The organism is Peribacillus butanolivorans (assembly GCF_001273755.1).
GTDB lineage: Bacteria > Bacillota > Bacilli > Bacillales > DSM-1321 > Peribacillus > Peribacillus butanolivorans.
Map to the genome: position 1 here is coordinate 59,938 of NZ_LGYA01000007.1, position 12,636 is coordinate 72,573.

Consider the following 12,636-nt stretch of genomic DNA (forward strand, 5'->3'; position numbering starts at 1 on the left):
TAACGCAAATTAACACCTTAATATCGTAAAGGAGACTAAAGAAAAGGTAATGAAACCTTTTTCTTATTGCAGTAATGTTTCGTAATGGGTTCTTTGTTGTTCAGTTTTAAGCTATGACATATCGTTTGTCAGTTAGATGTTCATTTCATGCGAGCTGCGAGTTCATTGGTTAATAACATTAAGATCTATTTTAATTGAATGGGAACCTGGATTAAATAAATTGTCATATGTATCGGGTATCGCATTTTGTCGATATCTACTCAGAATTTGTAGATATTTCTCGGGAAATTGTTGAAATTTGAAAATGGTGATTCCGAATAGTTGGAACAAAGGAATTTCTACTTTTGATTTGGGTGCCTTAGGTTTAAATAGTCATAACGTAAATTAACACCTTAATATCGTAAAGGAGACTAAAGAAAAGGTAATGAAACCTTTTTCTTATTACAGTAATATTTCGTAATGGGTTCTTTGTTGTTCAGTTTTAAGCTATGACATATCGTTTGTCAGTTAGATGTTCATTTCACGCGGAGCGCGAGTTCATTGGTTAATAACATTACGATCTATTTTAATTGAATGGGAACATGGGTTAAATAAATTGTCATATGTATCGGGTATCGCTATTTCTGTTTCATTGGTTCCTTCTAATCTTTCTTTTTCTTGATACAAGAATCTTTAGCTCTATCGTTTAGGGGATTGCCCGTATCGCGTAACGCTATAAGCGTTTCGATATCGGATTGAACGAAGATATGCCAATCGCTATCTTTTAACAGCTCCTATCCATATCGCTCTAAGTTTTAAAAATACTTTCAAACAGTGGATTTTGTATCTCCACTTCTTCTGCCACTTCCTTGGAAGAGGATGCTCATTCATTCGGATGTATACCCTGTCGCATATCGGCTCCCTCTTTCTATTAAAGATGAAGGTTCTGTAGATTTATTTGCATGTTATATCGCCCAGCGATACGAAACACACAAAAGAACCGATCAGCCCCTTTCTTGAGGAACACTATTAAGGACATGGATCTTGCTGGAGCTGGGAAACTGTTGTTTTAAGCTGAGGCATATCGTTTGTCAGTGGACGGTCATTTCACGCGTAGCTACGAGTTCATTGATTAAAACAATTAAAATCTCTTTTAATTGTTTGGGATTATGGATTGAATTGTCAAATGTATCAGGTATCGCTATCTCTGTTTCATTAGTTTCTTCTAATCTATCTTTTTGTTGATACACAAGGTCTTTAGCTGTATCGTCTAGGGGCTTGTCCGTATCGCGTAACGCTATGAGCGCTTCGATGTCGGAGTGAATAAAGATAGGAATCACCATCTTATAAACTCATATCCGTTTCGTTCTAAGTTTTGACCATACTTTTGAACAGTGGGTGTTGCATCCCCACTTCTTCTGGTACTGCCTTAGAAGAGAATACTCGTTCATTCGGATGTATATCATGCTTGTATATCGAACCCAGCTTTTCTATTAAACCTAAAGGTTTTGAATTTATTTGCATGTTATATCGCCCAACGATACGAAACATACAAAAAGGAGACGGTCACCCCCTGTCTGGAGCAACTCTATTAAGGAGGACTCTTGTTTTTGAATGCAAGTTTTCAACCTCCTCAACTTTTTATCAAGCATGCCTTTTTTGCTTGCTTGTGTATTTTGTTTTAGATGCATATCGCTTAAACAAATCTCCAATGAATTTCAATTGAGCCTTCGTTTGCCTATAGAACGTCAATACATTGGTATCGCCGAGCTCTTACATAGCAGATACCAAATCCTGTAAAGTTGAATTACTCTTTCTTAATTCTGTGTTTCAGCTACGCGAATCATATAGCTCTATGATTTCATTAAAGTTTTGTGGGTTGGCATCTCAATACTTTTATCCATCATTATATATTTAAAAAAGATTTATCAAATGTTTCTACATCAATAATTTGCTTCCAAGAATCATTACACAGTTGGGCAAAAAAAACTTAACGGTCACCTTATTTTCTGAATATGGAGAAAAGCCCCCACCATTTTTCTGAACGTTTTTGTATCGCTTCTTCTAAACGTTTATTAAACTCATTTTGGGAAGTCCATTCTTTATTCTGTTCGACCCGCATATTTTGTATTTCTTTTTGTAAGAGTTCACTTTTTTGTTTTTCTTGTTGTAGCAATGTTTCGTAATGGTTATTTTGTTGTTCAGTTAATTGTTCAATTTTAGCATTAGTTCTTTGCGCTGAATTTCCAATACTAGAACTTATAACATGATGATCTTGCTGGAGCCGGGAAACCTTTGTTTTAAGCTCTGACATATCGTTTGTCAGTTGGACATTCATTTCACGTGTGGCTGCGAGTTCATTGACTAAAAACATTAAGACCTCTTTTAATTGTTTGGGGTCCTGGGGTAAATTTTCTTCATATGTATCGGGTATCGCTACCTCTGTTTCATAGGATCCTTCTAATCTTTCTTTTTGTTGATATACAAGGTCTTTAGCTGTATCGTGGCTTGTCCGTAGCGCGTAGCGCTATAAGCGCTCCGATGTCAGATTGAACAAAGATACGTCGATCTCCATCTTTCAAAAACTCATATCCATTCCGCTCTAAGATTTGACCATACTTTCGAACAGTGGGAGTTGCAATCCCCACTTCTTCTGCCACTTCCTTGGAAGAGAAAGCTCGTTCATTCAGTTGAATATCACGTCGCATATCGGACCTCTTTTCTATAACTAGTTGTATCTGTAGTCTACCTGACCTTAAATTTTCTGTCTAGATAAGTATAGACTATCCAGAAATTGTTAGGGATACCGATAAGATTTCCTTTTCCTTTCTTCTACTTCCATATACGTTTAGATCATCTATTCGCTTACCTTCCTTCTCTTGTATAGCCTCTATCTAGCCTTATCCATTGTGGGTGTTACATCTTGGTTGGGCATGGCGCCTGGCCCCGTACCTTTAGCAAACTGTCCAGCCTTTATACTCAAGATTTCCCCCTTTTTTGTTGCAAATTACACACACGCACAATTTCGTATAATCACTTAAGATACATCGACCCCTCTTATCTACTCACACATCCCTTTTAATTGAAGCAGGTGCAGGAGTAAAGGAGATTCAGCAGCGTTAACCTGATGGGTCGGTGCCCTTTTGTTGAAGAAATCTGGTACTCCGTACATATCTTCTAAAAAAGAGGACTTATCAACTTTTCTTAACTCTGCTCTTCTTATTTTATAAAAAAGAAGGGGAGGAATGCTCTGCATTCCTCCCCTTCTATTCTTGCTATTGCTATTACTTTGGCTCCAATCCGATCAGGCGCAGGAAGTATTCCAGACCTTTTTTGCCAATTTTTTCTTTTGGCTGTTTATCGGCAGGCGCATCCGGTCCCTTCGTTAAGAAATTTTTCTCAACGAAGCGAATGTCTGTCTCGTCTACCACACCATCTTGATTGAGATCTTGCGGCACGATGGATGAATCCTTCGTACCATATGCATCAACGACACTCTGGATATCGAGGATATCAATCATTTTGTCGCCATTCACATCCCCTGCAAGACTTCTCTGACCAATTCTAAGAAATTGCCCACGTAGCTCACCTTTTTCATGATATCCAGGAATGAACTTCTTCATCACTTTCAGATGCCCCGGAACATCAAAAACAGCTGTATATACTTGATCGGAAGCAGGAATATCATTGACTGTGAATTTTCCACTCTTATCAATTGTTCCTGGATATTTTTTACCACTTCTAGAGAGAGCGTATACTTGTGCTCCTATTTTTGAGTAATCCGCTTTTTTCAAAAATGCTGCTCCTGATTCATATATCAAAAATGCTTCCGGTAAGATGGATCCCAGCAACTGTGTATGTGTAGGAATTAATTTAAGATCTTCAGTGCCGTAAAAAGGAATAGCAGTGTCTGCTGTTTGTCCGGATTTCTTATAAGACCCCTTCTTTACCTCAAATCCAGGAATTTCATCGTAAACTTCATCATTCGATACTTTAAACGTTACATCGAGGAACGGCATGTCTCCATCCAGTCCTCTGAATGCATTTCCAGTAATGGAAGCACCGATTTTCAAACTATTATTGAATGTACCTTCCGTCACAACAGGTTTATCTAGTGATACCTGTAAGCCTTTTTCCTTTGCATATTGTTTGACTGCCTTGTTCAGCTTCACGTTCGAAAACTTGAAGAAGTCTTTGTAGTACTCTACATTAAATTCTCCCGAGACAAGCTGTTTCACATTATTAAGACTGAGTGTCATCGTAAAGCTATCGTCGACTTTTAACTCTTTCTTGTTATAACTGGAAGTCGTATATTCCGTTCCTTCTTTCATGAAGTAATACTTTTGGTAACCAACTGCCGTTGCAGTATCCCACGTTCTCAACCACAATCTCATAGGTTGTTTTGTAATATCACTTTCCTCAATTCCTAACTTTACATCTCCATTCGCTTGAATCGGGAAGAACCCAGCCATATATCCAGAGGCACCTGTATAGTAAGCCATAGTGTTGGACGATTGATCGATGTCCAACCCTTTAGATTGTAATAGATCCACTGTCTCATCCTTAGCTGTTCCATGCAGCCACACCGCTTTTTGGCCATCTTCTACTGTAAACATAGAATCATTGATTTCGATTACACCCGATTTTATATCCATGTTGACTTCTGGTGCTGTATTGTCCACGATAAGTGGATTGTCTACCACATATGTTTTCCCTTCCTCATCGTGTGCAATCAGTTCCAGTATATAGTCGCCTGCTGGAAGCTTTATAGGAATATCACTGATTGGCTGGGACGGATCATTTGTAAATGGTAAGACCGTACCACTGAACGCACCCGTAAGATACACTTCTCTATCTATTGGAAAGTTAGTGTTCGCTGTCCCTATGAACCCTACAGATTTTCCTGTTTTACTGTCTTTTACAAGCACATCCATCGTTGTCATTGGACTGTTCAACTTCATGATGAAATGGATCCTTGTGTCATTAAGTTCCCAGAAAGGTGTTGTATTTGTCACGGATGGTCTAGTCGCTTTGACATAATCAAATCCTTTCTCCGTCGCCATAACAGCAAATGGAATTTGATAGGTTTCGTCTGGATTGTTGGTATTGGTCACATGAATGTACCCTTCATATCTTCCTGCCGCAGCGCTGGTTGGAATCGTTATTTTTGGCTGGAGCTCCTGTACTTGGCCGCCTCCCACTGTAATCGATGAAGGCACCGCCACTTTTACACCGTTCTTCACGGCATCTTGAATGCCTTTACGCTCGCCATGATACTCCACTTCTAGTTTAAAAGATTTCTCTTCCTGGCTGTTGTTTTGAACCGTCACCTTTTTGCTTGCTTCAATTGGTTCATTACCTTTTTTATAATATCTGCCGAATACGATAGAACCTGTTTGTTCGTCAATTTCTACGACGTTTCCATTTTCGATATTTTTTGTCTTATCCCATACTTTGATGGATGTATCTGTATGAACCGCTTGATAGGCATCGATTCGTCCTGCACCCACTTCGTATACAGAATTATTCCCTTTTAAATCATTCGATGTATTCATGAGTGCCGCTTTTACATCAAAAGGAGTGTATTCCGGATGCTCCTGCAAAATCAATGCTGCTGCACCTGCCACGTGTGGCGTAGCCATCGATGTACCCGACATGCGCACATAGGCATTCCCGTAATTAATACCGTCCTGCGGATCGTTGATGAATTCCGGTGTCGTAGAGAATATCGACACACCTGGAGCGACTACATCCGGCTTTATATCATAATTTCCATTTACCGGTCCGCGTGAACTGAAATCTGCTAAATGATCGCCTTCCGTTTTTGTGTTATTTAACGTTTCAAAAGTGAAAGAACCTTCGCCCAGCCCCTTTAATCGCTCACCATCCGCTTTTGACAGGCGGAAAGAAGGGACTAACCCGACGGCCTCACCCAAGTAGGCAGGTATTTGCCCGTCGACATTGTTATACACTATCACTGATTTAGCCCCAGCGTTTTTGGCGTTTTTGATTTTTTCATCAAACGCAAGTTCCCCGCGCTGAATCAACGCAATTTTCCCGCTGACATCTTTCCCAGCAAAATCAGTTGCTTTACCAAGTCCTGCAAATACAATTGGTAAGGATTTCCCTTGCAATTCTTCTAATCGATCAGAAAAATCTTTGCCTATGAGCTGCATATTTTCAAATTTCTCGTCGGAAGCGCTTCCATTAAATGCAGGAATGGACATGGAGGCATCGCTTGCACCTACTGATATGCCAAGAGCCGCTGTTCCCGGAGAACCAAGAGTTTTCTCGTTCGGTCCGGCGTTACCTGCAGCAACGACGGTCACCAAGCCTGAAAGCATGGCGTTATTTACTGCGACAGAAGTGGCGTATAAAGGATCGTTAGTCTGCGCGCCAAGCGACATATTGATGACGTCCATGCCATCTTCAATCGCTTGATCGATTCCAGCAAGGATTCCTTGTGTATTTCCCCCTCCCCAAGGTCCCAATACTCTATACGCATATAAATCTACTTCAGGTGCTACCCCTTTCACAGCATAATCCACATTGTTTTTCTTTTGGGCTGCAATCGTCCCTGCGACATGTGACCCGTGGTTTGTGTAATACACATAGCCTGGTTCTTCCGGCTTGCCAGCATTTATCCAATCCTCGTAGGTCGTTTCCATTGGATCGGCATCATTATCTATAAAATCATATCCGCCTTTATAAGCTTCTTTTAAGTCAGGATGATTGTAGTCAATACCTGTATCAAGAACACCGACTTTTATTCCCTTACCGGTAATGTTCTCGGCATGCAGCTTGTCCACGCCAATTTGCGGAATACTGTCTGCCATTTTCGGCTCAATGGCTTCTTTCGTTTTTACCGGCGGTTCCACTTTTACCTCGTAATCTTTAAAAATACGTTTAACTACTCCAGATTGCAGCAAATCCTTAACTGCCACACCAGGCAGTGTCATCGCTACACCGTTGATGGCGTTTTTATACTCTCTTGTGATCTTTACATCTTCCACTTTGTAATTAGTCACGTTTTTCTGTGATTTCAATGATTGCACATGCTGTTTAAAATCTTTATGAGCTTTTTTCACTTTCTCATTCGCATCAGCAGAAGATAGTTTCTTTCCTTTCGCCGCTTGTTTCATCACTTCTATTTTGGCTGGCGCCTGTTCAAATTCCACAATGACTTTGACTAGTTCCGGACTATTCGCATTAATATCCGGAGAAATCGTAAAGTTTGGATTCGCATCCAATTGCTCTAACGCCTTTCTTTGTTCTGCAGACAGGCTCGCTAAGATCTCTTCCGCATTTTCCACTGGATTCAGCTCAAACGGGCTTTTCGCCAATACATTATACGGAGCGCCTTGAGATAATAACATGCCAACAGCTAGCGTTCCTGTAAGAATCTTACTGATTTTTTTCCTCTTCATACCGCATCCCCTTATCCTATATAATTGCTATTTTCTCTCTAAACATTTGTTCTTCATAAACAATTCATTTAAAGATGAATTCATAAATCTAGTAAACTAAGATTCAATATATCATCCCATATTTCTACTTTTCTGAAAATTAATCATAAGAAGTAATTTTTCATCTATTGGTTCTAGATCGATATATAACTAAAGAACTATTCCAGATCTGTTATTAAAGAAAAATAATAAGGGTACTGAACAGTTCTTTTAACCTTTTAAGTGATTATGATTTATGAAAATGGAACAAGTTGATTTCGAACGGCGTAAATGACTGCCTGTGAACGGCTTTTCACATTCAGCTTTTTGAAAATCTTATTGATGTGAATTTTGACGGTCTTATCACTGATAAATAAGGCTTCAGCGATTTCTTTGTTACTAAGACCTTTGGCCAACTCAAACAGTATTTCTTTTTCACGCTTAGTCAGAATATTTTCGTTTAGCTCTGATTTCGTTTGCTGGTGATGATACGTTATCAGCTTTTTGGTCATGCGAGGATGAATAACCGAATCCCCTTGTGACACCATTCGAATCGCTGCTACCACTTGTTCGGATGACGAATCCTTCAATAAATAGCCATCTGCACCAGCCCGAAGTGCTTCCATTAAGTATTCATTATCTTCAAACATCGTCAATACAAGAACGCGGCAATTCGGATACTGACTTTTCACGAGGGACGTAACCTCAATGCCATTCTTTCCAGGGAGATTGATGTCCATCAAAATACAATCAGGTCGATACTCCTCTACTTTCTTCAACACCTCATCCCCGGACACGGCTTCTCCCACGACTCGGATATCTGATTCGAGATCCAATATACTCCGAATTCCATCACGCAAGACCGTATGATCATCTACTAATAATATTTGAATCATGATACTCCTCCCTTGTTTCAGAATCTGGAATGAACAATGTAATTTCTGTACCTTTTCCTGTGGAACTATCAATCTGAAGGGTAGCACCCAGCTGTTCAGCTTGTTCATTCATATGTAAAATGCCATAATGGGGCTCATGCTTTGTTTTAATCATGGATTCAAAAAGGGAAAAGCCAACCCCGTTGTCCTTCACTTTTAAAAGCACATGTTCACGTTGATAGCTTAGAAGAATGTCAACTTCGTCCGCTTTTGCATGTTTTACAATATTCTGCAAGCTTTCCTGTAAAGTATCGAAGATGGCCCGTTCTTTTGTAAAACTGAGTGTTCGAGAACGGCCCCTTTCATGATATTTAATCGCTAGATTATTTTCTTGTTTTATCGATTGAATTTTATTTGCAATCGCTTGTTTTAACCCTAGCCTTTGGGTAGGATATGGCTTTAAAGCATAGATAGAATAGCGAACTTCACCTAAACTCTTCCGTAATTTTTTTATACTTTTGTCTACCATTTTCTCCATGTTTCCTGATTGATCTGCGGACTGCCTCAGAGCTGATTCCAGCTGAAATATGACCCCGGCTAATACTTGTGCAATTCCATCGTGAATTTCCCGGGCAAGCCGATTTCTTTCTTCTAGAATCATTCGTTTTTCTTGTTCGGCGACGAGGGACCGTGTTTTCAGCAAGCTGCCCAATTGATTGGCAAACGTAGATAAGGACTGTATATCTTCGGTAATAAAACTCGCCCTCCTGCTTTTACCTGCAACAAACATCCCTACCAATTCATGATTTACTATAAGAGGTAGGTAGACAAGGGAACGTATGACATCTTCAAATACTTCATCTCCCGGGGCCATACCTGTTTTCCAATCAGTAACAACAAAGGTTTCAGATATTTCTTCAAAATTCGGATGGATATCTGAAGAACTTGAAATATTGGAATGTACTTTTCCATCCTTTAATAGAAGCTGCCAATCCCCCTCATCTTTTGCCCATAAAGCATACGCTTGTATTCCCAAGAATCCTTTAAGTGATTGTTTCATTTGATCTAAGTTTCCGGCAGACAGCCCGTGACTTAACTCCGTCGTAATGGTAAAAAGGGAATATAATCGTTCTTTTTCAATCCGTATTTGCCTCATGAAGGAGCTGATGGCGCAGATTGCTACAAGTGGGAAAAAGAAGAACAGAACGGTAATTCCATCCAACTCCCCTCGATAGCGATGTTCTAAGATATACATAAGGGAGGCGTAACATAAACAAAAACTTGCGCTCAAAAATAAAAATATATTTTTCTTGTACCACTGTTCTAGTGGATATTGCTGAGGCAGAATCACCATTAAAAGATCATATAAAAGGGTGTTGAAAAGGCAAAAAAATACGGTAAATAAAAGCAAGCTTATTAACTCTTCATATAAAACTGGCAGGTTCATCTCCGTAATAAAAAAAGAAATACATTCGTTGGAAAACCAGTCTGCCAAAGTGATACTAAAAGCAAATTGAGTGCAATTAAATAGTGTTCTTTGTATTGGTAAGCGGCGAAGGGTATGTGTAAATACCATCACACATACACAAGCAATAACCGTTATATGTATACCAAACTCCCAATTCATTGGATAAATAAGCGTAAGACTGAGTGTAATACCTCCTCTTCCAATACGGATAGGAAAATACTCAATAATCCCCATAAACACAGCTAACAACAAAACGATTATGAATTCAGAAGGCATTTCACTTTTAAATATGGAATTGATAACAGCAATCATACCAAGAAAAGAAATAGAATAAAGATAAAAACTCGCTATTTGTTCCCTCCTAGTGATAGAATCTATCTTTTTCAAAAACGGCACCTTCCTTTATTTTCAAGAATCATTATCTATCATTATCTAACAAAAAACCGGCACTGGCAAAATGGCAAAATACCCACTAGCCAATCACCGGCTGTGCCATTACCCTAAATGGGAAGACACAATACTAGTATACTATTAGATTCTTTATTTGCCTGCTCATCAAATGTTGTAAATGTCATGGTCTTTTGTTGTAGACTATATAGTACAAAAAGTGTAAGTAAACTAAACTTCATCCCCATGACCCAAAGTTTAAATCTCTTTATTCGACGGAGGATTCTTTTAGATGCAATCTCAAAGTATATCAAAGCATTTTCCCAGGTTTTACAACGTCTTATAAAAACAAAAGCTAAAATTATCTTTAACCGAGTTGCGATGGTATCAGGTTTATCTTAGGCGTTTCTCTATACCAATCTAGAAATACGAAACCGAATTGAAGAGGCATATGTATCAGTCCCATTTCAATGAATTGCCCAAGAAGTTTAGCCATAACTACCTTGATAGCAATCTATGAATTTGAATCTCCCAGCAAAACTGTGAAAGGTGCAATATTATTATAATAAAACTAAGAGGAGATTAATAAAAGAACTTTCAAAGGGTTCTTAATGGGTGTCTTGTTTTATTACTTGGGTTGAATGTTTCAGCTTGTGGGTTTGATCATGTTATAGGGAATGGAGAAGTTACTGGTCTTGATTTGAAGGAAGTAAAGTCATTTATAGCCGATAAAAAAACAGGCTTTTAAATTGTCTTAACGTATATTATCCGCGTTTTGTCGGCAGAACCCCTTTATGTTAAGGGCCAGATTGTTGATAAAAGATTGGATTGTGTTTTATTGATAAGTATAATATTAAGCTCGGTGAACCGTATCATAAGTAAATTAGGTTTTTATGTTATAAAGAAAAGCAGAAATATACAAAGTCATTGAATTGGCTATGTATATTTCTGCTTAAATTAATTAAGAAATCATTATACTTTTTTACTGATTTTTTAAGAGTTTATCAAATTTCTTCATCTCAAATTCATGAACGGTTATTGAAAAATGACTGTTTCTTTTGTCACTTTCTATCACTGCCAGTTTGTGTGAAAGACTCCTGCTAAATCACGTCGTTCATAGGTATGTGCACCAAAATAATCACGTTGTGCTTGCAAAAGGTTTGCATTTGAGATGCCTGTTCGATAACTATCGTAATAAGTAAGTGAAGCACTTAAACATGGAAACGATATACCAGAATTTATTCCTTCACAGACAACCTTTCGCAATCCTACCTGGTAATCTGTAACCTTTTCAGCAAAATATGGTGAGATTAATAAATTAGCCAGATTCGGCTGCTCTTGATAGGCTTCGCTAATGACGTTTAAAAATTCTGCACGAATGATACAACCTCCGCGGAAAATCAGTGCAATATCCTTTAAAGGCAAATCCCAACCGTAAAGTTCAGAAGTCATTTTATATTGAGTAAAACCTTGCGCGTACGCACAAACTTTTCCCATATATAATGCTTGTCTAATATAGTCAATCCACTCATTTTCATCTAATTTTTGCTGAACGTTCTCAGGGCCTGTTAGAATATTTTCTGCGTTAACCCGTTCCTCTTTTAGAGCGGAAATGTAACGTGCAAACAAAGACTCTGTAATAATCGATGCTGGTATTCCGTTATTAATAGCTTGCATGCTGGTCCATTTACCCGTGCCTTTTTGTCCTGCCTTATCAAGAATCACATCGATCAAGGGTAAACCCGTTACTTCATCTTTTTTCCTTAAAATTTCGGCTATGATTTCGATTAAATAACTTTTCAGTTCGCCTTGATTCCATGTTTCAAAGATTTCAGCAATTTCATTAACTTCTAAATGCAACTTTTCTCTTAAAAACGTATAGGCTTCGGCGATTAATTGCATATCTGCATACTCAATTCCGTTATGTACCATTTTTACAAAATGACCTGCTCCTTTTGGACCGATATAGGTACAGCAAGGGTCATCATTTACTTGGGCTGCGATTTTTGTCAGAATCGGAGCTACTTTTTCATAGGCTTCTTTATCTCCACCTGGCATGATTGAAGGCCCTTTTAACGCCCCGACTTCTCCACCAGAAATACCAATTCCTAAATAACTGATTCCTTTAGATTTCAATTCATCATATCTGCGTTCAGTATCTTCGTAATGGGAGTTACCGCCGTCCATGATAATATCGCCTGATTCAAGATGAGAAAGTAATGAATTGATCACCGAGTCGATCGGCTTACCCGCCGTCACCATTAGAAAAATCTTTCTTGGAGTTTCTAGTGACTGAACAAAGTCCTGGATTTCGTAATACGGATGGAGCAACTGACTGTCCAATTTAGCAACAAGCTGATCCGTTAAATCTCTTGTGTAGTTATAGACAGCTACTTGTTCCCCTTTACTAGCCATATTTAAAGCTATATTACTGCCCATTACCCCTAAACCAATGACACCAATTGTATTAAACATTTATTTA

Annotated in this window: 7 protein-coding genes; all 7 read right to left on the reverse strand. The window is 38.7% G+C overall.

Going from position 1 to position 12,636, the window contains the following annotated elements:
- Window positions 1-1,070: 1,070 nt before the first annotated feature.
- The gene (locus AKG34_RS25310) at window positions 1,071-1,322 is read right to left on the reverse strand and encodes a hypothetical protein (RefSeq protein ID WP_053348930.1); all 252 of its coding nucleotides are present in this window, start codon (window positions 1,320-1,322) and stop codon (window positions 1,071-1,073) included.
- A gap of 659 nt (window positions 1,323-1,981) precedes the next feature.
- Window positions 1,982-2,353, reverse strand: a complete 372-nt coding sequence (locus tag AKG34_RS29130) for an SH3 domain-containing protein (RefSeq protein ID WP_236695050.1) — start codon at window positions 2,351-2,353, stop codon at window positions 1,982-1,984.
- A 118-nt stretch (window positions 2,354-2,471) separates the two neighbouring features.
- Complete coding sequence (locus AKG34_RS29135; protein ID WP_236695051.1) at window positions 2,472-2,687, reverse strand: hypothetical protein; 216 nt, start codon at window positions 2,685-2,687, stop codon at window positions 2,472-2,474.
- Window positions 2,688-3,263: 576 nt separating this feature from the next.
- The gene (locus tag AKG34_RS25330) at window positions 3,264-7,406 is read right to left on the reverse strand and encodes a S8 family serine peptidase (protein ID WP_053348933.1); all 4,143 of its coding nucleotides are present in this window, start codon (window positions 7,404-7,406) and stop codon (window positions 3,264-3,266) included.
- Between the two features lie 272 nt (window positions 7,407-7,678).
- Window positions 7,679-8,320, reverse strand: a complete 642-nt coding sequence (locus AKG34_RS25335) for a response regulator (RefSeq protein WP_053348934.1) — start codon at window positions 8,318-8,320, stop codon at window positions 7,679-7,681.
- Window positions 8,295-10,154, reverse strand: coding sequence for a GAF domain-containing sensor histidine kinase (locus AKG34_RS25340; protein WP_053348935.1), 1,860 nt, complete (start codon window positions 10,152-10,154; stop codon window positions 8,295-8,297). The genes AKG34_RS25335 and AKG34_RS25340 overlap by 26 nt, the downstream gene beginning before the upstream one ends.
- A 1,071-nt stretch (window positions 10,155-11,225) precedes the next feature.
- Window positions 11,226-12,629 (reverse strand): decarboxylating NADP(+)-dependent phosphogluconate dehydrogenase, encoded by a 1,404-nt coding sequence (gene gnd / locus AKG34_RS25345; RefSeq protein ID WP_053348936.1) that lies wholly within the window; start codon window positions 12,627-12,629, stop codon window positions 11,226-11,228.
- Window positions 12,630-12,636: the final 7 nt, after the last annotated feature.

What these genes read in the sequence shown, in the direction of transcription:
- gnd (WP_053348936.1), bottom strand. Translation starts at nt 12,629, where the DNA reads ATGTTTAATACAATTGGTGTCATTGGTTTAGGGGTAATGGGCAGTAAT.
- AKG34_RS29135 (WP_236695051.1), bottom strand. Translation starts at nt 2,687, where the DNA reads ATGCGACGTGATATTCAACTGAATGAACGAGCTTTCTCTTCCAAGGAA.
- AKG34_RS25335 (WP_053348934.1), bottom strand. Translation starts at nt 8,320, where the DNA reads ATGATTCAAATATTATTAGTAGATGATCATACGGTCTTGCGTGATGGA.
- AKG34_RS25310 (WP_053348930.1), bottom strand. Translation starts at nt 1,322, where the DNA reads ATGGTGATTCCTATCTTTATTCACTCCGACATCGAAGCGCTCATAGCG.
- AKG34_RS25330 (WP_053348933.1), bottom strand. Translation starts at nt 7,406, where the DNA reads ATGAAGAGGAAAAAAATCAGTAAGATTCTTACAGGAACGCTAGCTGTT.
- AKG34_RS29130 (WP_236695050.1), bottom strand. Translation starts at nt 2,353, where the DNA reads ATGTTTTTAGTCAATGAACTCGCAGCCACACGTGAAATGAATGTCCAA.